Consider the following 22941-nt stretch of genomic DNA (forward strand, 5'->3'; position numbering starts at 1 on the left):
CAGCTTACTTGTTCGCGGGTTGCGGTGCAGGCACGGGGGCCGGCGCGGGGGCGTCGTCGCCGTCGTCTTCGTAGTTGGGCAGCGAGCCTTCGTCATCCACGCGATGGCCCAGGACCATGGCGGCGCGGCGTTGCAGGAAGGCGTCGCGCACGAAGCTGTACGGGTCCAGCGCCACGCGGTCAATGGTGTCGGTGGTGTCGAGCAGGTTGGCGCGCGTATCGACGATGCGCAGGCCCCACAGCGAGTTGCGCAGGCGGACGTTGTCGATCGAGTCCACGCCCATGTAGCCGTAGGTGGTGCCGTAGAAGTCGCCGACCAGGCCGACGCCGTCACGCACGCTGGAGGCGCCGAAGAACGGCAGCACCAGGTACGGACCCTGGCTGAAGCCCCAAACGCCGAGCGTCGTGCCGAAATCGTTGGGGATCTTGCGCGCGCCATTGGCCGAGGCGACGTCGAAGCAGCCGCCCACGCCCATGGTCGTGTTGAACAGGAAGCGGCCCAGCGTGTTCACGAAGTCGTGGCCGCGGCCCTGCAGGAAGCTGTTGGTGCCGGACCACAGGTCGCCGACGTTGCTGAAGATGTTGTGGATGCAGCTGCGCACGGGCTGCGGCGTCACGAACGTGTAGGCCTGCGCGACCGGCTTGAACACCGCGCGGTCGACTGTGTCGTTGAATTGGTAGACACCGCGGTTGAAGCCTTCCCAGGGGTCGCGCGGATCCGGATTCTTGGGTGCGGCACAGCCGGCCATCAGCGCGCCCGCCGCTGCGACGGTGGCAATTCGGGAAATAGCTTTCTTATTCATGATCCGGGTATCCCTATCAACATTCTTTTGTTATCGCGACCGCGAGACGCAGCGTAGTAACGGCTTGTTTGTGCCGGGCCTTTAATCCTGCGCCTTGGGAGCGCCTTCCGGCGCGGCGGTCGTGCCCTGCTTTTCCGCCGACCCGTACAGGAATTGGCTGATCAGCTGCTCCAGGACCACGGCGCTTTGTGTATAGCGGATTTTTCCGCCGTCGGTAAAGTTATCTTCCTCGCTTCCGGCGGTCAGGCCCAGGTATTGCTCGCCCAAGAGGCCCGAGGTCAGGATGGCGGCCGACGAGTCCTTGGGGAACTGGTATGCCGTTTCCAGATCGACCGAAACGATGGCCTGGAAGGTCTTGTCGTCGAAGGAAATGTTCGTGACCCGGCCCACCACCACGCCGGCGCTCTTGACCGGCGCGCGCACCTTGAGGCCGCCTACGTTATCGAAGTTGGCGGTCACGGTATAGGTCGGGGCAAAGGAAAAAGTGCTCAAGTTGCCGGCGCGCAACGCCAGGAATCCAAGCGCGATCGCGCCGAGCAATACAAACAGGCCTACCCAGAAGTCGGTTTTTTCGCGTGACATGATCGATCCGTATCAATTTCCAAACATCAAGGCGGTGAGCAGGAAGTCCAGCCCCAGCACCGCCAGCGAGCCCACGACCACGGTGCGCGTGGTGGCGCGGGCAACGCCTTCGGGGGTGGGCTTGGCCTGCCAGCCTTCGTAGAGCGCCACCAGCGTCACCGTGACGCCGAAGACGACGCTCTTGATGACGCCGTTGGCGACGTCTTTCCATACATCGACGCCGTTCTGCATCTGCGACCAGAAGGCGCCGGCGTCCACGCCGATGAGCAGCACGCCCACGACCCAGCCGCCCAGGATGCCCACCATGGAGAACACCGCGGCCAGGATGGGCATGGCGATGATGCCGCCCCACAGGCGCGGCACGAGCACCCGGCGTATCGGGTCCACGGCCATGACTTCCATGGCCGACAGTTGTTCGCCCGCTTTCATCAGGCCGATCTCGGCCGTGAGCGAGGTGCCGGCGCGGCCCGCAAAGAGCAGCGCGGTGACCACCGGCCCCAGCTCGCGCACCAGCGACAGGGCCACCAGCAGGCCCAGGGCCTCCTCGGAGCCGTAGCGGTTCAGTGTGTAGTAGCCCTGCAGGCCCAGCACGAAGCCCACGAACATGCCGGAGACGGCAATGATCAGGAGCGAATAATTGCCGATGAAGTGGACCTGCTGCGACACCAGGCGCGGGCGGGACAGCGCGATGCCGCTGCGCGCCAGCATGGCGCCGAAGAACCGGGTGAAATAGCCGATGCCGGCGACGTGGGAACGCACCCATTGGCCCAGCACGGCGATGGCGTTGTTGGATCCGCTCATGCTTTGCGCCCTTTCTGTTGCGACAGCCACTTCTGGAAGGCGGGAGTTTCGGGATATTGGAATGCAACCGGGCCGTCCGGCTGGCCTTTCAGGAATTGCTGGACGTAGGGGTCCGGCGAGGCCGCGAGCATCTGCGGCGTGCCGGCGGCGGCGAGCTGGCCGCGGCCCACCAGGTAGACCTGGTCTGCAATGGCAAAGGATTCCTGCACGTCGTGGGTGATCAGCACCGAGGCGCAACCCAGACGGTCGGCAAGGCTGCGGATCAGGCGGGCGGTGATGCCCAGCGAGATCGGGTCCAGCCCCGCGAAGGGTTCGTCGTACAGGATGAGTTCGGGTTCCAGGACCACGGCGCGGGCCAGCGCCACGCGCCGGGCCATGCCGCCGGAGATTTCCGAGACCTTCAGATGGGCGGCGGCGCGCAGGCCCACGGCATCCAGCTTGTCGAGCACACGGTCGGTGAGTTCGGCCTCGGGCAGGCGCGTGTGCTCGCGCAGGGGAAAGGCCACGTTCTCGAACACGTTCAGGTCGGTGAACAGCGCGCCCTGCTGGAACAGCACGCCCATGCGCTTGCGCAGGGCTTGCACTTCCGAGCGGGAGGCGGCGCCGATATCCTGGCCGAACGCCAGGACGCGGCCCTGCTGGGCGGTGATCTGGCCGGTGGCCGCGCGCAGCAGCGTGGTCTTGCCGGAGCCCGACCCTCCCATGACTGCCACCACCTGGCCCGCCCGGACGTCCATGGAAATGTCGCGCAAGACGGTGAAATCACCGTAGCCGAGCGCCACACCTTCCAGGCGCAGGGCGAATTCCGGGGTGCTGCTGGTTTGAGCGGGCATGGGCAACGAAAGGGAGTTTCGGCGGCGGAGCTTGCCGTGCTGTCCTGCCGGCAAGCGGGCCGGAGAACCTGGCCGGCGCGGGCAAGACAGGCTGCGTCGGGAAGCGCCCTGTTACTCAGATGCCGGGGACGAGCTCAAGCGTCGGCTCCCGGCGGCGAGGCGCCATTGTAGCCCGACGCTGTGCAATCACAATCGGACCGGCCGCACGTGGAACAGTGTTTTCAATTCCACGGACAATCCGGCGGGCGGCTTGTTGCCATCTTCCTGGGCGCCACGGGTGTCTGACACCCCTGAAACGCCAGCCCCGCGCAAACGCCTCTGACCCGGGTGTCAGACACCCTTTTTTAACGGCCCCGCCTTGCTCCTTCAGCGACGTGCACGCGCCGCCGCGGTTTCCCGGGCCAGACGCTGTATCAAATTCGCCGTCGATTCCCGCCGCGCCAGCGGCGCACCCTGGCCGGCCCACAGGGACAGGACGTTGATGTTGCCGCTCTTGCCGCCTGCCGTGCGCATCGGGCGCGTCAGCGCGTTCTGCAGCGGATACGGCAGGATGTCGCCGCCGATGGCGTCCGCGTCCCGCATGAAGGCGTTGGCGATGCCCCGCGCGGGGCGGCCGGAAAAGGCGCGGGTGACCCGGGACTGTTCGGCGCGGGAGGCGGGCAGGACCGCCTTGTAAGCCTCGCTGATGCCGGATTCGTCCGTCGTGAGAAAGGCCGTCCCCATTTGAACCAGGTCGGCGCCCAGCGCAAGGGCGGCCGCGATGCCGCGCCCGTCCATGATGCCGCCCGACGCAATGACCGGCACCGAGACGGCGTCGGCCACCTGAGGCACCAGGGCCATCGTGCCGATCAGGGACGCCTCGAAGGCATCCAGGAAGGTGCCGCGGTGGCCGCCCGCCTCGGCGCCTTGCGCCACGATGGCGTCCACGCCGTCCTGCTCCAGCGTCTGAGCCTCGCGCACCGTGGTGGCCGTCCCCACGGTCAGGATGCCCAGCTCGCGGCAGCGCGCCACCGCCTCGGCCGGCAGGCGGCCGAAGGTGAAGCTCAGGACGGCGGGACGGATCCGCAGGATGGCCTCGAGCTGGCCCGCCAGCGGGTCGGTCTGCGGACCCGGCGCCTCGGGGGCGGGCAGGCCCAGTTGCTCGTGGTAGCGGGCCATCAAGGCCAGCATCGCGTCCGCATTGCCCGCCATGGGTTGCTGCGGCACGGACGCGAACAGATTGATGGCAAACGGGCGGTCCGTGCGCGCACGGATCGCCGCGGCCGCCGCTTCGATCTGTTCGGGCGTCATGTAAGCCGCCCCAAGCGATCCCAGGGCGCCCGCCTTCGATGCCTCAGCCACCAGTTCCACCGTGGTGGCGCCGCCCGCCATGGGCGCCTGGATGATGGGATGGTCCAGCTTGAGCAGTTCGATCAGAGGGGAAGCCATGGGAAAACTCCTGGGAGGTTATTGAAGCTGGATGTTTCCAGCCTTGATGACGTGCGCCCACTTTTCGCTTTCGCTCTTGATGAATGCGGCGAATTCCTCGGGCGTGCCGCCGCCGGCCTGGCTGCCGGTGTCGGCGATGGCCTTTTGCACATCCGGTTCCTTCAGGATGCGGTTGAACTCGGCGTTCAGCTTGGCGATGATCGGCGCGGGCGTGCCGGCTGGCGCGACGATGCCCTGCCAGTTGTAGGACTCGAAGCCCGGCAGGCCCGATTCGGCCATGGTGGGCACGTCGGGCAGCACGGCCAGGCGCTTGGCGGACGTGACGGCGATCGGGTGGATCTTGTTGCCCTGGATGGCGGGCAGCGCGGAGTAGCCCATTTCGAACATCATCGAGATGTGGCCGCCCATCAGGTCGGTCGCGGCCAGGCTGCCGCCCTTGTAGGGCACGTGGATGATGTCGATCTTGGCCTGCTCGCGGAACATCTCGCCCGACAGGTGGTGCGCGCCACCCACGCCGGACGAACCGAAAGTCAGCTTGCCCGGCTGCTTCTTGGCCAGCGCGATCAGATCGGCCAGCGTCTTGACCGGCAGTTCGTTGTTCACGCTCAGGACCAGGGGGCTGTTTTCGATCAGGATGATCGGCGCCAGGTCCTTTTGCGGGTTGTAGGGCATTTCCTTCATCAGGGACGGGTTGACCGCCATCGGGGCCAGGTTGCCCGTGCCGATCGTGTAGCCGTCCGGCGCCGCCTTGGCGATGAGGTTGGTGCCAACCACGCCGCCGGCGCCCGCCTTGTTCTCGACCACGACGGGCTGGCCCAGCGACTCGCCCAGCTTGCGCGCCAGGAGGCGCACGCGCGTGTCGGCAAACCCGCCGGGGGCATAGGGGACGATCATGGTCACCGGCTTGGCGGGCCATTCGGCGGTCTGGGCCTGGGCGGCGCCGCCAAATGCGGCGGTGGCGGCCAGGGCGGCAATCAGGGGGCGTAGTGCTTTCATGCTGGGGACTCCTCTTTTCCTGCTTTTTAATTGCTGTGTGATTGGCCCGAGGGGCCGATGGCATTATGCCCAGCGCCATTGCCCTCTGTCGTGACTTTTCCCAGCCCCCAGGCCGACAGCGCCAGCAGCGCCGCGCTGGCAGCCAACACCTGCGGCAACCCGGCGCCCCAGCGCGCCGCCCACGAGGCCAGCAGCGGGCCCAGGATCTGCCCGGCAGCGAACGCCGCCGTCATGATGGCCGCCGCCCGCGGCGCCGCCGCGCCCGACAAGCGGCGCGCGGTCAGCATGCCCGCCTGCGTGATCACCATGAAGGTGCCGCCCACCAGCAGCGCCGCCAGAATCACGGCGGCGATGTGGTGCCACAGCGCCACGGCCAGCATGCCGGCCGCCATCAGCGCCTGCGCGCCGCGCCAAACCTGCCGGTCGTCACGGCTCCGCGCCAGCCGGGGCACCAGCAGGCAGGACAGCGCCGCAGCCATCCCAAAAATCGGCCACGCCCACCCGAAGATCGCCGGATTGGGAAAGATCTCCTTGGCCATGGCGGGCAGGAAGGTCGCGGGGATGATGTAACCCACCCCGAAAACGCCGTAGTGCATAGACAGCGCGGCAATGCCCTGCGGCAGCCGCGCCGGTGGCGCGCCGGCGCCCGTCTGGCGGACCGGAGGCGATTGCCGGGTGAGGCCAGCCCACGCCGCCGCGGACAGCGCCAGCGCCAGGGCGCCCAGCGCGGACCAGGTCAGGTTGGCGCCCGCGCCCCAGCCCATCAGGGCCAGGCACGCCAGCCCCGTGAGCGCGATGCCCGCGCCCACGCCGGCATACGTCACCGCGGACGCCGAGGCCTCGCGCGCGTCGCCGGCGGGAACCGGCCGCCACGCCACCACGCAGATGAAGGCGCTGGCGCTGGCATAGCCCGCGGCCAGCCGCAGCGCCGACCAGCCGGCCACGTTGTTCACAAGCGGCATGGCAAGCGTCAGGGCGGCCACGGCGGCCAGGCTGGCCGCCAGCGTGGCGCGCAGCCGGCGCACGGGCCAGACGATGGCCGCCAGCGCGCCCAGCAGGTAGCCCGCGTAATTGGCTGACGCCATCCAGCCGCCCTGTGCAAGCGACAGACCAGACTCCTGCGCCATCAACGGCCAGACCGGCGTGAAGGCAAAGCGTCCGATGCCCATGGCGGCCGCCAGCGCAAGGGCCGCGGGCCACGCCAGACGGGTGGCGCTGGCCGAGGGGTCGAGGGAAGGGTAAGCAGGCGTTGACATGGCCCAACTCTACGGCTGTACTAATATCTTGAATAGTGAATTATTAAGAACGTGAGTTCCCAAAATGAGAAACTTGGATCTCGACGCGTTGCAGATCTTCAAGACGGTTGCCGACCAGGGCGGGGTGGCGCGCGCCGCCGCGCACCTGAACCGTGTCCAGTCCAACGTCTCGACCCGCCTGAAGCAGTTGGAGACGTCGCTGGGAACGCCGCTTTTTCGGCGGCAGAATCGCCGCCTGGTGTTGTCGGATCAGGGCCGCGTGCTGCTGTCTTATGCGGACCGGCTGCTGCGCCTGTCCGACGAGGCGCAATCGGCCGTCCGGGAAGGCGCCCTGCAAGGCGTGCTGCGGATCGGCACCATGGAAAGCACGGCGGCCGCCCGCCTGCCGCCCATCCTGGCGGCCTATCACGAGGCTTGGCCCAAGGTGCGCATCGAACTGGTCACCGGCACGTCGGGCGCGCTGGCCGCAAAGGTGCGCAATTACGAGATCGAGGCTGCGTTCGTGGCGCAGCCCTTTCCCGTGGAAGGCCTGGCGGCCATGGATGCGTTCAAGGAAGAATTGGCGCTGATCTCGCCGCTAGCCTGGGCGCCCATCCGCAGCGCGAAAGATCTGATCAACCGCAGCGTCATCGCGTTTGCGGCGGGCTGCTCGTACCGGCGGATCCTGGAGTCGTGGTTGAACCAGGAAGGCATTGCGCCGGACAAGGTGATGGAGTTTGCGTCGTATCACGCCATCGTGGCGTGTGTGGCCGCGGGGACCGGCGTGGCGATCGTGCCGCGGTCGGTGCTGGCGGTGCTGGGTGCGGAGCATTCGGTGCGCGTGGGGGCGCTGTCTGGTTCCCACGGGCAGGCGCTGACCCAGCTTGTCTGGCGTGGCGATGACGACACGCCGGCGTTGCAGGCCCTGCGGAGCCGGCTGCAGGCGCCGCAGGATTGACCGATGCGCGCGAGGCCGCGCGCATCGTCAGGGGCCGCGATCAGAAGCGGTAACCGACGCCCAGCGTGGCCACCCACGGATCGATCCGGGCGGTGCCGACACGTTCGCCGTCCAGCGTCACCTTGGACTTGATGTCGATGTAGCGGATGTCCGCGTTCATGAACCAGCGGTCGTTGATCTTGACGTCCGCGCCCAATTGCGCGGCCACGCCCCAGGAATCGCCCAGCTTCAGGTTCGAGCCCTTCAGCGCGCCTTCGCCCTTGGTGTCGAAGAAGTGCGTGTAGTTGATGCCCACGCCGATGTACGGCTGAATCATGCTGTCGGGCAGGATGTGCCATTGCAGGCTGAGGGTCGGGGGCAGTTGCTTGGTGGAGCCGATCTTGCCCAGGTTGCTGCCGTTGACGTCATGCTGGAAGGGCCAGGCGCCCAGCAGTTCGATGCCGATGTTGCGGGTGGCCATGTAGGCCAGGGTGAAGCTGGGGCGCACGTTGTTGCTCACATCCAGCTTGACGCTGCCGTCGAGCACCGAGCCATTGTTTTGCGAGGGGCGGACTTGCGTCACGCCCACGCGGAACAGCACATCGCCCGCTTCGTGGGCATGGGCGGGGGCGGCAAATGCGCCGGCAGCGATCAAACCGGCAATGGCGGTGGCGCGGATACGCCCGTTCAGCGAAAACATTTTCTTCTCCGATCTTTCCGTGTGGGGTGAGCCGACAGGTTCTCAGACCACCCCGTCCCCCAACTTGACGTGTGTCAAATCGTGAAAAGACCGTTTTTAGAAAGTGGTTATGCCGCAACAGGAATGTGTGATTTCGCCGCCCAAAACAAACGCCGCCGGCGCGCAAGGCGTCCGGCGGCGTTGATAGGTCGTGTTGCGATCAACGCGGCAGATCGCTGCTTCCCATGAGGTAGGCGTCGACCGAACGCGCGCATTGGCGGCCTTCGCGGATGGCCCAGACGACGAGCGACTGCCCGCGGCGCATGTCGCCGGCGGTGAAGACCTTTTCGACGCTGGTGCGGTAGTCGTCGGTGTTGGCGCGCACATTGCCGCGGCCGTCGCGATCCACGCCGAACGCGTCCAGCACGTTCTGCACCGGCGACACAAAGCCCATGGCCAGCAGCACCAGGTCGGCCTTGATCTCGAATTCCGAGCCTTCGACCTCGCGCATCTTCATCTGGCCGGTGGCGTCGTCCTTGAACCATTCAACGCGCGCGCCGACCAGTTTCTCGACCTTGCCGTTGGCGCCCTTGAGCAACTTGGTGGTCACCGACCAGTCGCGCTCGCAGCCTTCCTCGTGCGAGGACGACGTGCGCATCTTCAGCGGCCAGTACGGCCACGTCATGGACTTGTTCTCGGACTCAGGCGGCTGGGGCATCAGTTCGAACTGCGTGACCGACGCCGCGCCGTGGCGGTTGCTGGTGCCGACGCAGTCGGAACCCGTGTCGCCGCCGCCGATCACCACCACATGCTTGCCCTTGGCCAGCGTCTGGTTGGTCAGGCGGTCGCCCGCCACGGCCTTGTTCTGCTGGCGCAGGAAATCCATGGCGAAGTACACGCCTTCCAGCTCACGGCCAGGCACGGGCAGGTCGCGCGGCGTCTCGGAGCCGCCGCTCATCACCACGGCGTCGAATTCGGCCATCAGCGATTGCGGCGTGCGCACGGTCAGGCCATCGGCCACCGGATCCTTCGGGTTGCCGACGTAGGTCGACGGCGCGAATTCCACGCCCTCGGCTTCCATCTGCGAGATGCGGCGGTCGATCTGGTGCTTTTCCAGCTTGAAGTCGGGGATGCCGTAGCGCAGCAGGCCGCCAATGCGGTCGCTCTTTTCGAACAGCGTCACCGAGTGGCCCGCGCGCGCCAGTTGCTGCGCGCACGCCATGCCGGCCGGGCCCGAGCCCACGACGGCGACCTTCTTGCCTGTCTTGCGCGCCGGCACTTGCGGCGCCACCCAGCCTTCGGCCCAGCCCTTGTCGATGATCGCGTGCTCGATGGACTTGATGCCCACCGCGTCGCTGTTGATGTTCAAGGTACAGGCGGCTTCGCAGGGCGCCGGGCAGATGCGGCCCGTGAACTCCGGGAAGTTGTTGGTGGAGTGCAGGACGTCCAGCGCGCGGCGCCAGTCCTGCTTGTACACCAGGTCATTCCAGTCCGGGATGATGTTGTTGACCGGGCAGCCGTTGTTGCAGAACGGGATGCCGCAGTCCATGCAGCGCGCCGCCTGCTGCTTGGCCTGGTCGTCGGTCAGGTGCAGCACGAATTCGCGCCAGTTCTTCAGCCGCTTCTGCGGGGCCTCGGAGGCCTCCTGCAGGCGCTGGTATTCCATAAAGCCAGTGATCTTTCCCATGGTATCCCTCACGCAGCCATTTGTTGCGGGTTGGCTGCACGCCACATTTCACCCAATGCGCGGCGGTAGTCCGTCGGCATGATCTTCACGAATTTGCCGCGCGAGGCTTCCCAGTCGCCCAGGATCTCGCGAGCACGGTAGCTGCCGGTGTAGCGGAAGTGGTCTTCCACCAGGCGGCGCAGGATGGTCTCGTCCGTCTCGCGTTCGCCGCCGCGCTGCGCGCTGTGCCAGATGTCGATGTTGTTCAGCGACTGCTGCTCGGCGTGCGGCACGACCGATTCCAGCTCCACCATCGACAGGTTGACGCGGTGCTTGAGCGTGCGGTCCGGATCCCAGACGTACGCCACGCCGCCGGACATGCCCGCCGCGAAGTTGCGGCCGGTGGAACCGAGCACCACGACGGTGCCGCCAGTCATGTATTCGCAGCCGTGGTCGCCGGTGCCTTCCACCACGGTGGCAGCGCCGGAGTTGCGCACGGCAAAGCGTTCGCCCGCCACGCCGTTGAAGAACGCTTCACCGGCCAGCGCGCCGTACAGCACGGTATTGCCAGCGATGATGTGGTCGGGACCGAAGCCGCGGAAGTCGTTGGGCGAGCGCACGATGATGCGGCCGCCGGACAAACCCTTGCCCACGTAGTCGTTGCCTTCGCCCACCAGGTCCATCGTGATGCCGTGCGCCAGGAACGCGCCGAAGCTTTGGCCGGCGGTGCCGTTGCACTGGATGTGGATGGTGTCGTCGGGCAGGCCCTCATGGCCGTAGCGCGAGGCCACGGCGCCCGACAGCATGGCGCCGATCGTGCGGTTGCGGTTGCGCACCGGCACGATGAACGAGACCTTCTCACCCCGCTCCAGCGCCGGCTTGCTGCGCTCGATCAGCAGGTGATCCAGCGCGCCCGCCAGGCCGTGATCCTGCTCTTCGGTCTGGTGCACTTCGGCGTCGGACTGGGTCTGGTGGAACACGCGGGTGAAGTCCAGCCCTTGCGCCTTCCAGTGCTCAACGCCCGAACGCATGTCCAGCAGATCGGCGCGGCCGATCAGGTCGTCGAACTTGCGGATGCCCAGCTGGGCCATGATTTCGCGCACTTCCTCGGCGATGAAGAAGAAGAAGTTCACGACGTGCTCGGGCTTGCCCTGGAACTTCTTGCGCAGCGCCGGATCCTGCGTGGCCACGCCCACCGGGCAGGTGTTCAGGTGGCACTTGCGCATCATGATGCAGCCTTCGACGACCAGCGGCGCGGTCGCGAAGCCGAATTCGTCGGCGCCCAGCAGCGCGCCGATGACGACGTCGCGGCCGGTCTTCATCTGGCCGTCGGCCTGCACGCGGATACGGCTGCGCAGGCGGTTCAGCACCAGCGTCTGCTGCGTTTCGGCCAGGCCCAGTTCCCAGGGCGTGCCCACGTGCTTGATGGACGACACCGGCGAGGCGCCCGTGCCGCCGTCATGGCCGGCGATCACGACGTGGTCGGCCTTGGCCTTGGCCACGCCCGCGGCCACCGTGCCCACGCCGACTTCGGACACCAGTTTGACCGAGATCGAGGACTTGGAATTGACGTTCTTCAGGTCGTGGATCAGCTGCGCCAGATCTTCGATCGAGTAGATGTCATGGTGCGGCGGGGGCGAGATGAGACCCACGCCCGGCACCGAATAACGCAGCTTGGCGATGTATTCCGACACCTTGTGGCCAGGCAGCTGGCCGCCTTCGCCGGGCTTGGCGCCCTGCGCCATCTTGATCTGGATCTGGTCGGCGGACGACAGGTACTCGGCGGTCACGCCGAAACGGCCCGAGGCCACCTGCTTGATCTTCGAACGCAGCGAGTCGCCCTTCTTCAGTGCGACGTCGGCTTCGATGCGGTCCGTGCCCAGCACCGAGGCCAGCGTGTCGCCGTCCTTGATGGTGCTCTTGCCTTCGCGCATTTCGGCGCGGTAGCGCAGTTCGTCCTCGCCGCCTTCACCGGTGTTGGACTTGCCGCCGATGCGGTTCATGGCCACGGCCAGCACCGAGTGCGCTTCGGTCGAGATCGACCCCAGCGACATGGCGCCGGTGGCAAAGCGCTTGACGATTTCCTTGGCCGGCTCGACGTCGTCCAGCGGGATGGCGCGCGACGGATCAAAGCGGAATTCGAACAGGCCGCGCAGCGTCATGTGACGGCGGCTCTGGTCGTTGATGATCTGCGCGTACTCCTTGTACGTGCGGTAGTTGTTGGCGCGCGAGGCGTGCTGCAACTTGGCGATCGAATCCGGCGTCCACATGTGCTCTTCGCCGCGGACGCGATAGGCGTATTCGCCGCCGGCGTCCAGGTCGTTGGCAAGCACGGGGTCGGCGCTGAAGGCGGCGCGGTGCTGGCGCAGTGCTTCCTCGGCAACCTGGAAGATGCCGATGCCTTCGATGTTGGAGGCGGTGCCGGTGAAGTACTTGTTCACCAGGGCGCTTTGCAGGCCCACGGCTTCGAAGATCTGCGCGCCGGTGTAGGACATGTACGTGGAAATGCCCATCTTGGACATGACCTTGTTCAGGCCCTTGCCCAGCGCCTTGATGTAGTTCTTCACGGCCTTTTCGGGGTCATTCATCTTGCCCAGCGATTCCAGTGCCAGGTAGGGGTGAATGGCTTCGGCGCCGTAGCCGCCCAGCAGCGCGAAGTGGTGCACTTCGCGGGCCGAGCCGGTCTCGACGACCAGGCCCGTGTTGGTGCGCAGGCCGGCGCGGATCAGGTGCTGGTGCACGGCCGAGGTGGCCAGCAGCGCGGGGATGGCCACGCGCTCGCTGTCGACCAGGCGGTCCGACACGATCAGGATGTTGTAGCCGCTGCGCACCGCATCGACGGCGCGCGCGCACAGGGCTGCCACGCGGGCTTCGATGCCTTCAGGGCCCCAGGCGGCGGGGTAGGTGATGTCCAGTTCGAAGCTGCGGAATTTCTTGCCCGTGACCTGGTCGATGTCGCGGATCTGCGCCATGGCGGCAAAGTCCAGCACCGGTTGCGACACTTCCAGGCGCAGCGGCGGATTGACGTTGTTGATGTCCAGCAGGTTCGGCTTCGGACCAATGAAGGACACCAGCGACATCACCAGCTGTTCGCGGATGGGGTCGATCGGCGGGTTCGTGACTTGCGCAAACAACTGGCGGAAGTAGTTGTAGAACGGCTTGGCGCGGTCCGACAGCACGGCCAGCGGGGCATCGTTACCCATCGAGCCGATGACTTCCTCGCCGGTCGAGGCCATGGGTTCCAGGATGAACTTGTAGTCTTCCTGGGTCCAGCCAAACGCCTGCTGGCGGTCCAGCAGCGACACGGCCGATTGCGTGGCCACGGCCACCTGGCGCGGCGCGGGCAGCGATTCCAGCTTGATCTGCAGGCGTTCGATCCACTGGCGGTACGGACGGCTGTTGGCCAGCTGCAGCTTGATTTCGGCGTCGTCGATGATGCGGCCCTGTTCCAGGTCGATCAGGAACATCTTGCCCGGCTGCAGGCGCCACTTCTTGACGATGCGGTTTTCGGGGATCGACAGCGTGCCGGCTTCCGAGGCCAGGATGACCATGTCGTCATCGGTGACCAGATAGCGGGCGGGACGCAGGCCGTTGCGGTCCAGCGTGGCGCCGATCTGGCGGCCATCGGTGAACGCGACTGCGGCCGGGCCGTCCCACGGCTCCATCATGGCGGCGTGGTATTCGTAGAAGGCGCGGCGGCTTTCGTCCATCTGCGTGTGCTGTTCCCAGGCTTCCGGGATCATCATCATCATGGCGTGAGCCAGCGAATAACCCGAATTGACCAGCAGTTCCAGGCAGTTGTCGAACGTCGCGGTGTCCGACTGGCCTTCGTAGACGATGGGGTAGAGCTTCTTCAGGTCGTCGCCCAGCACGGCCGACTGCATCATGCCTTCGCGGGCGCGCAGCCAGTTGAAGTTACCCTTGACCGTGTTGATTTCGCCGTTGTGGGCAATCATGCGGTACGGGTGGGCCAGGGGCCAGGCGGGGAACGTGTTGGTCGAGAACCGCTGGTGAACCAGCGCCAGCGCGGACACCGTGCGGGTGTCGGCCAGGTCGCGGTAGTAGCGGCCAACCTGATCGGCCAGCAGCAGGCCCTTGTAGACCACGGTGCGCACCGAGGCCGAGGGCACGAAGTATTCCTTGCCGTGCGCCAGGTGCATGTTCTGGATGGCGTGGCTGGCGGTCTTGCGGATCACGTACAGCTTGCGTTCCAGCGCGTCCGGCACCATCACATCGGCGCCGCGGCCGATGAAGAGCTGGCGGATCACCGGTTCGCAGTCACGCACGGTGGGCGACATGGGCATGTCGACGTCCACCGGCACGTCGCGCCAACCCAGCACGACCTGGCCCTCGGCGCGGACCGAGCGCTCCAGTTCCTGTTCGCAGGCCAGGCGCGAAGCCGTTTCCTTGGGCAGGAACACCATCGCCACGCCGTACTCGCCGGGCGGGGGCAGAATGATGCCTTGCTGGCTGAGCTCGTCGCGATACAGCGTGTCGGGGATCTGAATAAGGATGCCCGCGCCGTCGCCCATGAGCTTGTCGGCCCCGACCGCGCCGCGGTGATCCAGGTTTTCCAGGATCTTCAGACCCTGCTGGATGATCGCGTGGCTTTTCTTGCCCTTGATATGGGCCACGAAGCCGACGCCGCAGGCGTCATGTTCGTTCTTCGGGTTGTACAGGCCCTGGGCCGAAGGCAGACCGATGCGGCTGGCATCGATGGGGATCGCCTTGGAGGTGGGACAGGATTCGGTCGGGGTAATTTGGGGCATGGCGCGCTCCGCAGTGGGCCTGCGTCGTAATGTTGCAGTGCAGGAGACGGACAATACCCCCGACATGAGTAGGGTGCAATAAGAACAAACGGGGTGTGACCCTATTTAAATAGACGCTCCACCATAGTGCATAAATATAGGGACGCAACAACGGCCGCGCCATTATTGGGCTTGCCGGAGGGGTCTCTTCATGAGGAATGACGGAGACCAGCGAAACGGGCCAATTTGCAGTTATATGTCCCCGTTTAAAAGGAAGATTTTCCTAGTCTGGATCGACGTGATGTGTGGCGAAACTGCACGATCCTGCCCGCCACGCGCAGTCATGCGGACGCGATGCTGCGGCGGGTGCTCACGCTGCGGGGAAGCTGCCGGGTTCCAGCGCGGAACGCCCGGGCAAACAAAACCCGCCGTGCAGGCGGGTCGAAGGATCAGGAATTGGTGGCCGGCGGTGTGGATGTCGACGGCGCTGGCGGGCTGGATTCGTTATCCGCGGCTGCGGCCGCAGGTTTCTTGCGGGGCCGGCCCCGCTGGCCAGGCGCCACGCGCCGGCTCGCGGTGTGGGCCAGGCTGGCGATGAAGCTCGCGCCGCCCAACGCCCATTGACCGGAAACGGCTTGGTCGATGCGCTGGGTTTCCTCGCGCGACAGGCCATCCTGAAGCCGCTTGCGGTAGTTGGCCTGACGGTCGAACGGCGTGTTGCCGCAGGCCCAGTAATCGGCGTGATCGGATTGCCATTGCGCGGGGGCGGCGCTGGTGTTGCCGGTATGGCTGGACGCGGACGACCACGGCCACGAATCGGGATCCTGCGAGGCCCCGCTGCGAACCGGATACGTCTCCAGCCAGACCAGCGCAGGCAGCACCCACGCGCCGGGCTCCAGCAAGGCAGATCGGTAACGGCCCGCGAACACCCGGCCGCCGCGCAGCCGCGCCGCCAGATTGCGGCCGAGCGTCTGCATCAAGCGGGGCAGGCCTTCTTCGTCGGCGGGCGTGGCCAGGAGCAGGATGCGGTCATTGGCCAGCAGCCAGCCGTGCACCGACACCCGGTGTCTCTGGGCCGATTCGCCCAGCCAGGTGGCGAGCTGATTCAGGATGTCGGCGGGCGCAGGTTGCGATGGCGCCGCCAACGGCTGAATAAAGTTGGCCTGCACCAGTTGGGGCAGCCCAGGGGCGTACAGACGGGGCAGTCGGGCCATAGTGTCAGGGCTTGCGTATCAGGAAGAACGGGTTGTCTTCACTCACGGTATATAAATAGTGCCACGGTGGGCGCTGGTCAAGTCCCGTGACCACAATCTGAGCGCGGAATCGTATTTTTTTGTGGCGGGCGCTCATTGAGGGGCAGGTTAACATTCGGCGACGGAACGTCGCACCGTGGATTCCCCTAACGCCGACGATTTTTCCGATCTCCAACCTCTTTTCCCGGAGCAAGCCATGGCCGCGTCCCTCGAACTCATCTCGCAGCATCGGTGCTTCGGCGGCACGCAGCGCTATTACCGCCACGCCTCCACGGAAATCGGGCTGCCCATGCGGTTTTCCGTCTACGTGCCGCCCCAGGCCGAGCAGGGTCCGGTGCCGGTGCTGTTCTACCTGGCGGGCCTGACCTGCACCGAAGAGACCTTCATGATCAAGGCGGGCGCGCAGCGCCTGGCGGCCGAACTGGGCGTCATGCTGGTTGCGCCCGACACCAGCCCGCGCGGCGCAGGCGTGGCTGGCGAAGACGAGAGCTGGGACCTGGGCACCGGCGCCGGCTTTTATGTGGATGCCACCACGCCCGCGTGGCGCGACCACTACCGCATGTACAGCTATGTCACCCAGGAGCTGCACGGCATCGTCACCGGCGGCGAATTGCCGGGTGACGCGTCGCGCGCCGGCATCTTCGGCCATTCCATGGGCGGTCACGGCGCGCTGGTGCTGGCGCTGCGCAACCCCGGCAAGTTCCGTTCGGTCTCGGCATTTGCGCCGATCGCCGCGCCCAGTCAGTGCCCGTGGGGCAAGAAGGCGTTCGGCGCCTATCTGGGCGCCGACGAGGCGGACTGGGCGGCCTATGATGCCTCCGCGCTGATGCGGGGCTTGCAGCAGCCTTTCCCCGGGGGCATCCTCATCGATCAAGGCGACGCGGACCAATTCCTGGCCGAGCAGTTGTATCCCGAGGTGTTCGAGGCGGCATGCGCGGCCGCAGGGCAGCCGCTGACCCTGCGCCGCCAGCCCGGGTACGACCACGGCTACTACTTCATCTCGACGTTCATCGAGGATCACATCCGGTTTCACGTCGAGCGGCTTGGAAAACCGGGCGCCTGACGCCCGCTTCTATACTGGCGGACCTGCCGCGGCGGGTGGCGGCTTCCTGCGCCCGCCGCGCTGCAGCCTGCGGCGGCTTGAATAGGAACGTCTCATTTGATCAACGGAATCGCTCCCTTCGCCTGGATCCTGCTGGGCGCCGTCATCGTCCTCTTGCCGGGCTTGGTCATGTTGCTGGGCCGCGGTGGGCCGCGAGACGAACGCGGTCGACGCATGTTCCAGTTCCGGCCGGTGCGCCGCACGTGCGGTCTGCTGCTGGTGTGCCTGGGATGCGTGACCGGCTTGCTGGCCCTGTCTCTGGTGCAGTTCGTGCGGCTGACCACCGACGAGCCGGTGGCCAGCATCGACGTCCGCCAACAGGCCGAGGGCCAGTTCCAGGTCAATGCCAGCGCGCCCGCCATCGGCTCAAAGCAATATGTTCTATATGGCGACCAGTGGCAGATCGACGCCCGGGTCGTCCGCTGGAGACTGCCCGCGCTGATGGCCGGCGTGCCGCCGCTGTACCGGCTAGAACGCCTGTCCGGACGCTACAGCGATGCCGCCCGCGAGGCCACCGCCACGCGCTCGGTGCATTCGCTGGACGATTGGCCGGCGCCGGACCTCGGATCCCTGAAGAAAAGTTTTCCGAACTGGTTCCCCTTTGTCGATGTCCAATTTGGCAGCGGCGCGTACATGCCGCTGTTTGACGGGGCCCGCTACCAGGTCTTCATGGATCCGCGTGGCGCGCTCTTCATCCGTCCGGACGGTCAGGCCACGGCCGAAGGGCTGAAGCGCCTGGGCTGGTAAAGCCATTACACTGGGCGGCCCAAATAAATGGGGACGCGCCATCGAAATGAAACTTTGACGCGTCGCAACAGTCGAATTAGCACTCCTATTACTTGAGTGCTAACATCGAATTCTTGTCGTTATCTCTTCGCCATCCGGAGACCCCCGCTATGAAACAACCCAGTACCTCGTTGACCGCTTCCGGCAACGCTCTGGCGTTGGCCATTGCCAATCCGGGCGCTCTCGGCACGATCGACGCCTATATCTCCGCGGTCAACCGCCTGCCGGTGCTGTCCGCGGATCGCGAAACGGAACTCGGCCGCCGCCTGCGTGACCAGGAAGATCTGGGCGCCGCTCGCGAGCTGATTCTGTCGCACCTGCGCCTTGTGGTGTCCGTGGCCCGGCAATACCTGGGTTATGGCCTGCCCCACGCCGACCTCATCCAGGAAGGCAACGTCGGCCTGATGAAGGCCGTCAAGCGTTTTGACCCCGAGCGCGGCGTGCGCCTGGTGTCCTTCGCCGTTCACTGGATCAAGGCCGAAATCCACGAATACATCATCCGCAACTGGCGGTTGGTCAAGGTGGCCACGACCAAGGCGCAGCGCAAGCTGTTCTTTAACCTGCGCAGCATGCGTCCCGACGGCCAGACCCTGGATCCGGAACAGGTCGACCACATTGCTCGCGAGCTGAACGTTCGCCACGAAGACGTGAGCGAAATGGAAGTCCGGATGTCCGGCCGCGACATGTCGCTGGAAAACCAGGACGACGACGACGACAGTTACGCGCCGATCGCCTACCTGTCCGACGAAGGCCGCCAGGAGCCCACGCGCGTGCTGGAACGCGCGGCGCGCGATCAGCTGCAAAGCGCCGGCCTGACCGGTGCGCTCGATGCGCTGGACCCGCGCTCGCGCCGCATCGTCGAAGCCCGCTGGCTGCAGGACGACGGCGGCGCCACGCTGCACGAGCTTGCGCAAGAGTTCGGCGTGTCGGCCGAACGCATCCGCCAGATCGAAGCGGCGGCGTTGAAGAAGATGCGCGGCAACCTCGCCTCGTGAGTTTGCCAGACCTCTACGCCGCGCCCGTCGCTGCACCCAAGTCAAAGGCCGCAAGTTGCGGCCTTTTTTCTATGGCCGCGCGCGGTGGGCGGCCAATAAATTGATACAAATTCGGGGTCAAATTTTCCGGGTTCGCAGAAACTTAATGGGGAAGGCGCCGCCTAACTTCATGTAGACCGCGAACTTCGGTTAGCAGTCTTGTCATCCGTCTCGGCTTCTCCTCTTTCCCCTCCCCTATGAGACGGATGCTTGCGGGGCACCTAGCATATCGGTGCCCCGTTTTTTATGCGCGCTCGGAACGCAAGCGCTGCAAGAAATCATGCGGCCCGTGCGCTATCCGGCGCCGCCAGCGCCGTGTGCCATAGCGCGTCCTGCACGCGGCGCACGCCGGTCGCCATCGACCCGTCCTGATAAAGCTTGATCCAACGGTAGCCCGGCGCCATGTTGTCGACGATGTGCTTGCCGTCTCGGATGCTGAATTGAAAACACGTCGAGGGCGTGGCCAGCATGCGCAGATTGTGCCGGCGGCGGTCGAACTCGTGGTGCACATGGCCCCAGAGCAGCACGCGCACCTGGGCAAATCGCGCCAGCAGCTTGAAGAGCGCCTGGGGGTTGTCGATCATCATCGAGTCATGCCAGTGGCTGTCGATCTGCATCGGGTTATGGTGCATCGCCACCAGCGTGTGGCGATCGGGCGCCTGCGCCAGCGCCGCTTCCAGCATGTCCAGTTCGCTGTTGCATAGATGGCCCGCGTTCGAGCCGGGCACCGTGGTGTCCAGCGCAACGATGCGCCATGCGCCCACGTCGGTCACGGGCATGGACCAGTCGGAGAGTTCCTGGCGCAGGACGGACGGTTGATCGTGATTGCCGGGCAGGCAGCGGATGGTCGCGCGTTCCAGCGCGGCCGATTCGGACAGGATGCGCGCGAAACGCCGGTAGCCTGCGGCTTCGCCGTCCTGCGACAGGTCGCCCGTGGCGAGCAGCAGGTCCGGGTGCTTACCGTCGGCCTCGATCTGGCGCAGCACGGCGCGCAGGCTTGCGTCGGTATTGACGCCCAGCATCGACGTTTCGGGCTCGCCGAAAAGATGGCTATCGGTCAACTGGACGAGCATCGCGGGCGCGTCGTGGCGCCGGGTCAAGGTGTGGATGCGTGCCACGTGCCGCTCCTGCAAAAGTTCGCGTGATGCCACATTACCCAAAAAACATGGCGCGGCACGTTTCGCAAGCGTCCATTGGGGTAACGAAACGTGCATTCTCCCCGATTCCCGCCACGCCCCGGCCGCGAGCGCCGGAAAAAAGCCGCTATTCTTGTGAAACTTTCCACAAGCACTACGATCGGGACGCGGCGCTACCCATGGATGTTGGTTTTCTCGTATTTGGTCTTGCGGGCCTGCTCACGCTGGTCTGCTTCATGCCGCCCCTGGCCGGCCGCGTCAAGCTGCCCTATTCGGTGCTGCTCGCCATCGTCGGCTGTCTGCTCGGGATCGTCATTCACGTGCACGGCTGGGCGCCCGCCTGGATCGGCGACTTCCTCGATTCGCTGGAGCGCTTCGAGATCTCGTCAGAGACCTTCCTGATGGTGTTCCTGCCGGTGCTGCTGTTTGAGACGGCGCTGTCGATGAACGTGCGCCGGCTGATGGACGACATCGGGCCGATTCTGATGATGGCCATCGTGGCCGTGGTTGTCTGCACGGTCGTGGTGGGTGTGACGCTGGACGCCATCTCGCCCTATGGGCTAGTCGTTTGCCTGCTGCTCGGCGCTATCGTGGCGACGACGGATCCGGTGGCGGTGGTCGGCATCTTTCGCGAGGTGGGCGCGCCCAAGCGCCTGACGACGCTGGTCGAGGGCGAAAGCCTCTTCAACGATGCGGCGTCGATCGCGTTGTATTCGGTGCTGCTGGCCGTACTTAGCGGCAAGGGTGAATTGTCCGTCAGCGGCATCTTCAACGACTTCATCGTGCACTTCATCGGCGGCGGCGTGGCCGGCTTTGCGATGGGGCGCCTGGCCTGCTTTCTGTTCGCCTGGCTGCGCGGCTTTCCCACGGCCGAGATCACCCTGACGCTGACGCTGGCCTACCTGTCCTTCTTCATCTCCGAGCATTACCTGAACGTGTCGGGCGTGGTCGCCACCGTGATCGCGGGCCTGGTGGTCGGGTCCACCGGCCGCACCCGCATGTCGCCGACCACCTTCGAACATCTGGCCAGCGCCTGGGAGCAGTTTGGTTTCTGGGCCAACTCCCTCATCTTCCTGTTCGCGGCCATGCTGATCCCGAAGCTGATGGCGGCGGCCGATTGGCAGGAGCTGGTGCTGGTGGCTGTCGTGTTCGTGGCGACGCTGTTCGCGCGCGGGCTGGTGGTGTTCGGGCTCCTGCCGCTGCTTGGCCTGACCCGGCTGGGCACGAAGGTCAGCAATCCGTACAAGGTGGTGATGCTGTGGGGCGGATTGCGCGGCGCCGTGTCGCTGGCGCTGGCGCTGGCCGTGACCGAGCAGATGGGCGTGCCCGAAGAGGCGCGCCAGTTCATCGCCGTGGCCACCACGGGCTTTGTGCTGATGACCCTGTTCGTCAACGGCATCAGCCTGCGGCCGCTGATTCGCATGTTGGGGCTGAATCAGCTGTCGCCGGTCGAGCGCACCATCCGCAATCAGGTGCTGGCCGTGGCGCTGGAAGATCTGCAGGGCAAGACCGAGGAAGTGGCCAAGTCCGAGCACATCGGCAACGAAGTCCGCGACCGTATCCGCGCCGTGTTCGACGCCAGCCTGGCCAGCGTGCACGACGGCCGGGTCAGCCAGATGACCGACGAGCAGCGCGTGTCCGTGGGACTGGCCATGGTTGCCCAGCGCGAAGAGGAAATGTTCTTCGACATTCTGAAGGCGCAGATCGTGGACTGGCGCATGGCCGAAACCCTACTGGCGCGGGCTGAACGGCTGGAAGACGCGATCCGTCTGGGCGGCGTTGAAGGCTTCGAGCGCGCCATTGCCGCCGATGTCCGCTATTCGACGGGTTTCCGGCTGGCATTGCGGCTGCATTACCTGTTCGGCTTTCAGGGCTGGCTGGCGCGCGAGCTTGGCCAGCGCTTTGCCAACCTGATGAGCAAGCGCTCGGTGGCGCAGCGCCTGATCGCCTTTGCGCGCGAGCAGATTACGCCGCTGCTTGGCGAAGAGGCCACGCAGCGCATCGTGTCGCTGCACCAGCGCCGTCTTGATCTCATCGAAAACGCCTTGCAGGCGCTGAACCTGCAATATCCGTCGTACGCCCAATGGCTGCAGGAAAGCTATCTGGGCCGCGTGGCCCGCGAGCTCGAACGCATCCGCTATCGCGACATGCTTGAGCAATTTCTGATCAGCGGCGAAGTCTATGCGGACCTGACCGAGCAATTGAAGAGCCGCTGGGCGCACATCGACAAGCACCCGCCGCTGGATATCGAAATGAGCGCGGCCGAACTCATCAAGCGCGTGCCGCTGTTCGAGGGCCTGTCGCCCGATTCGCTGCGCGCCATCAGCAAGCTGCTCAAGCCCCGCCTGGCATTGCCCGATCAGCGGGTACTGACGAAGGGGCGGCACGGCGAGGAAATGTGTTTCGTGGCGTCGGGCGCCGTGGCGGTCCATCTGCCCGACAACACCATGATCGAACTGGGCAGCGGCGAATTCTTCGGTGAGCTGGGTCTTCTGGGTGAAGTGCAGCTTACGCCGGACGTGACCTCGCTGGGCTACAGCAAGCTGCTGATGCTGTCGTCGCGCGACTTTCACGCCCTGCTCGACCGCGACGAGAATCTGCGTGAACGCATTCAGGTCGTGGCCAAGCAGCGCCTGCGCGCGATTGAAGTGTGGAAGCAGTTTTCGCAGCAGTCTGCGGCCGCGGCCGCCGCGCCGGCGCCCGTGCCGCCTCCCAGCTCGGCGCAGGCGGCCGAGGCCGCGGAAGCGGCTGGCGCGGGCAGTCCGGCCCAGGCCGAGGATCTGCAAGCGGCCCGCGAACTGCGCGGTGAATCATCGGGTGACGATGGCGCCGCGGCGGGGCCCGTGCTGGGAACGCCAGAACCCGCGCCCCGCTAGGCGCACCCCGCTAGGCGCGCCCCGCTAGGCGCCCCGCCCAATCCCGT

At 66.0% G+C, this 22941-nt stretch carries 17 protein-coding genes; 5 read left to right on the top strand and 12 right to left on the bottom strand.

The features are described 5' to 3' along the window. Nucleotides 1-4: 4 nt before the first annotated feature. From LN047_RS00950 to LN047_RS00980, 7 genes are all read right to left on the bottom strand, one after another. Nucleotides 5-802: a VacJ family lipoprotein gene (locus LN047_RS00950; RefSeq protein WP_373980939.1), complete on the bottom strand. Its 798-nt coding sequence runs from the start codon at nucleotides 800-802 to the stop codon at nucleotides 5-7. An 81-nt stretch (nucleotides 803-883) separates the two neighbouring features. Then, nucleotides 884-1384, bottom strand: coding sequence for an outer membrane lipid asymmetry maintenance protein MlaD (mlaD, locus tag LN047_RS00955; protein WP_056320371.1), 501 nt, complete (start codon nucleotides 1382-1384; stop codon nucleotides 884-886). Nucleotides 1385-1396: 12 nt separating this feature from the next. Beyond that, a complete protein-coding gene (gene mlaE / locus LN047_RS00960; RefSeq protein WP_056320369.1) occupies nucleotides 1397-2185 on the bottom strand; it encodes a lipid asymmetry maintenance ABC transporter permease subunit MlaE in 789 nt (262 codons plus the stop codon). Then, on the bottom strand, nucleotides 2182-3018 hold the full coding sequence (locus tag LN047_RS00965) for an ABC transporter ATP-binding protein (protein ID WP_056320366.1): 837 nt from the start codon (nucleotides 3016-3018) through the stop codon (nucleotides 2182-2184). The genes mlaE and LN047_RS00965 overlap by 4 nt, the downstream gene beginning before the upstream one ends. A gap of 366 nt (nucleotides 3019-3384) precedes the next feature. Continuing rightward, nucleotides 3385-4446, bottom strand: coding sequence for an NAD(P)H-dependent flavin oxidoreductase (locus LN047_RS00970; protein WP_373980940.1), 1062 nt, complete (start codon nucleotides 4444-4446; stop codon nucleotides 3385-3387). A gap of 18 nt (nucleotides 4447-4464) precedes the next feature. After that, a complete protein-coding gene (locus LN047_RS00975; RefSeq protein ID WP_062840186.1) occupies nucleotides 4465-5442 on the bottom strand; it encodes a tripartite tricarboxylate transporter substrate binding protein in 978 nt (325 codons plus the stop codon). Nucleotides 5443-5468: 26 nt separating this feature from the next. Next, nucleotides 5469-6698, bottom strand: coding sequence for a YbfB/YjiJ family MFS transporter (locus tag LN047_RS00980; RefSeq protein ID WP_373980941.1), 1230 nt, complete (start codon nucleotides 6696-6698; stop codon nucleotides 5469-5471). 64 nt (nucleotides 6699-6762) lie between these two features. Here LN047_RS00980 and LN047_RS00985 point away from each other — a divergent pair, with 64 nt between their 5' ends. After that, nucleotides 6763-7635 (top strand): LysR family transcriptional regulator, encoded by an 873-nt coding sequence (locus tag LN047_RS00985; protein WP_373980942.1) that lies wholly within the window; start codon nucleotides 6763-6765, stop codon nucleotides 7633-7635. Between the two features lie 40 nt (nucleotides 7636-7675). Here LN047_RS00985 and LN047_RS00990 read toward each other — a convergent pair whose 3' ends face one another. From LN047_RS00990 to LN047_RS01005, 4 genes are all read right to left on the bottom strand, one after another. Next, the gene (locus LN047_RS00990) at nucleotides 7676-8314 is read right to left on the bottom strand and encodes an OmpW family protein (RefSeq protein WP_062840189.1); all 639 of its coding nucleotides are present in this window, start codon (nucleotides 8312-8314) and stop codon (nucleotides 7676-7678) included. A gap of 199 nt (nucleotides 8315-8513) precedes the next feature. Beyond that, complete coding sequence (locus tag LN047_RS00995) at nucleotides 8514-9980, bottom strand: glutamate synthase subunit beta (RefSeq protein WP_226847712.1); 1467 nt, start codon at nucleotides 9978-9980, stop codon at nucleotides 8514-8516. Nucleotides 9981-9988: 8 nt separating this feature from the next. Further along, on the bottom strand, nucleotides 9989-14728 hold the full coding sequence (locus LN047_RS01000; protein ID WP_142051877.1) for a glutamate synthase-related protein: 4740 nt from the start codon (nucleotides 14726-14728) through the stop codon (nucleotides 9989-9991). A gap of 428 nt (nucleotides 14729-15156) precedes the next feature. Then, entirely contained in the window at nucleotides 15157-15921 is a 765-nt protein-coding gene (locus LN047_RS01005) for a hypothetical protein (protein WP_373980943.1), read from the bottom strand. A gap of 235 nt (nucleotides 15922-16156) precedes the next feature. Between LN047_RS01005 and fghA the strand changes: the two genes are divergently transcribed. The 3 genes from fghA to rpoH all read left to right on the top strand — a co-directional run bounded on the left by fghA (nucleotide 16157) and on the right by rpoH (nucleotide 18843). Continuing rightward, complete coding sequence (gene fghA / locus LN047_RS01010) at nucleotides 16157-17023, top strand: S-formylglutathione hydrolase (protein ID WP_373980944.1); 867 nt, start codon at nucleotides 16157-16159, stop codon at nucleotides 17021-17023. A 96-nt stretch (nucleotides 17024-17119) separates the two neighbouring features. Beyond that, on the top strand, nucleotides 17120-17809 hold the full coding sequence (locus tag LN047_RS01015) for a hypothetical protein (protein WP_062840193.1): 690 nt from the start codon (nucleotides 17120-17122) through the stop codon (nucleotides 17807-17809). A 149-nt stretch (nucleotides 17810-17958) separates the two neighbouring features. After that, on the top strand, nucleotides 17959-18843 hold the full coding sequence (gene rpoH / locus LN047_RS01020; RefSeq protein WP_062840194.1) for an RNA polymerase sigma factor RpoH: 885 nt from the start codon (nucleotides 17959-17961) through the stop codon (nucleotides 18841-18843). Between the two features lie 317 nt (nucleotides 18844-19160). On the opposite strand, the gene cpdA is transcribed toward rpoH, so the two are convergent. Next, nucleotides 19161-20000 carry a 3',5'-cyclic-AMP phosphodiesterase gene (cpdA, locus tag LN047_RS01025; RefSeq protein ID WP_056320337.1) on the bottom strand — a complete coding sequence of 280 codons (840 nt, stop codon included), beginning with the start codon at nucleotides 19998-20000 and terminating at the stop codon, nucleotides 19161-19163. 197 nt (nucleotides 20001-20197) lie between these two features. On the opposite strand from cpdA, the gene LN047_RS01030 reads away from it, so the two are divergent. Beyond that, entirely contained in the window at nucleotides 20198-22894 is a 2697-nt protein-coding gene (locus tag LN047_RS01030) for a cation:proton antiporter (RefSeq protein ID WP_373980945.1), read from the top strand. Nucleotides 22895-22941: the final 47 nt, after the last annotated feature.

It is taken from the genome of Achromobacter sp. JD417 (assembly GCF_041879325.1).
GTDB lineage: Bacteria > Pseudomonadota > Gammaproteobacteria > Burkholderiales > Burkholderiaceae_B > Achromobacter > Achromobacter mucicolens.

What these genes read in the sequence shown, in the direction of transcription:
- LN047_RS00950 (WP_373980939.1), bottom strand. Translation starts at nt 802, where the DNA reads ATGAATAAGAAAGCTATTTCCCGAATTGCCACCGTCGCAGCGGCGGGC.
- mlaD (WP_056320371.1), bottom strand. Translation starts at nt 1,384, where the DNA reads ATGTCACGCGAAAAAACCGACTTCTGGGTAGGCCTGTTTGTATTGCTC.
- mlaE (WP_056320369.1), bottom strand. Translation starts at nt 2,185, where the DNA reads ATGAGCGGATCCAACAACGCCATCGCCGTGCTGGGCCAATGGGTGCGT.
- LN047_RS00965 (WP_056320366.1), bottom strand. Translation starts at nt 3,018, where the DNA reads ATGCCCGCTCAAACCAGCAGCACCCCGGAATTCGCCCTGCGCCTGGAA.
- LN047_RS00970 (WP_373980940.1), bottom strand. Translation starts at nt 4,446, where the DNA reads ATGGCTTCCCCTCTGATCGAACTGCTCAAGCTGGACCATCCCATCATC.
- LN047_RS00975 (WP_062840186.1), bottom strand. Translation starts at nt 5,442, where the DNA reads ATGAAAGCACTACGCCCCCTGATTGCCGCCCTGGCCGCCACCGCCGCA.
- LN047_RS00980 (WP_373980941.1), bottom strand. Translation starts at nt 6,698, where the DNA reads ATGTCAACGCCTGCTTACCCTTCCCTCGACCCCTCGGCCAGCGCCACC.
- LN047_RS00985 (WP_373980942.1), top strand. Translation starts at nt 6,763, where the DNA reads ATGAGAAACTTGGATCTCGACGCGTTGCAGATCTTCAAGACGGTTGCC.
- LN047_RS00990 (WP_062840189.1), bottom strand. Translation starts at nt 8,314, where the DNA reads ATGTTTTCGCTGAACGGGCGTATCCGCGCCACCGCCATTGCCGGTTTG.
- LN047_RS00995 (WP_226847712.1), bottom strand. Translation starts at nt 9,980, where the DNA reads ATGGGAAAGATCACTGGCTTTATGGAATACCAGCGCCTGCAGGAGGCC.
- LN047_RS01000 (WP_142051877.1), bottom strand. Translation starts at nt 14,728, where the DNA reads ATGCCCCAAATTACCCCGACCGAATCCTGTCCCACCTCCAAGGCGATC.
- LN047_RS01005 (WP_373980943.1), bottom strand. Translation starts at nt 15,921, where the DNA reads ATGGCCCGACTGCCCCGTCTGTACGCCCCTGGGCTGCCCCAACTGGTG.
- fghA (WP_373980944.1), top strand. Translation starts at nt 16,157, where the DNA reads ATGGCCGCGTCCCTCGAACTCATCTCGCAGCATCGGTGCTTCGGCGGC.
- rpoH (WP_062840194.1), top strand. Translation starts at nt 17,959, where the DNA reads ATGAAACAACCCAGTACCTCGTTGACCGCTTCCGGCAACGCTCTGGCG.
- LN047_RS01030 (WP_373980945.1), top strand. Translation starts at nt 20,198, where the DNA reads ATGGATGTTGGTTTTCTCGTATTTGGTCTTGCGGGCCTGCTCACGCTG.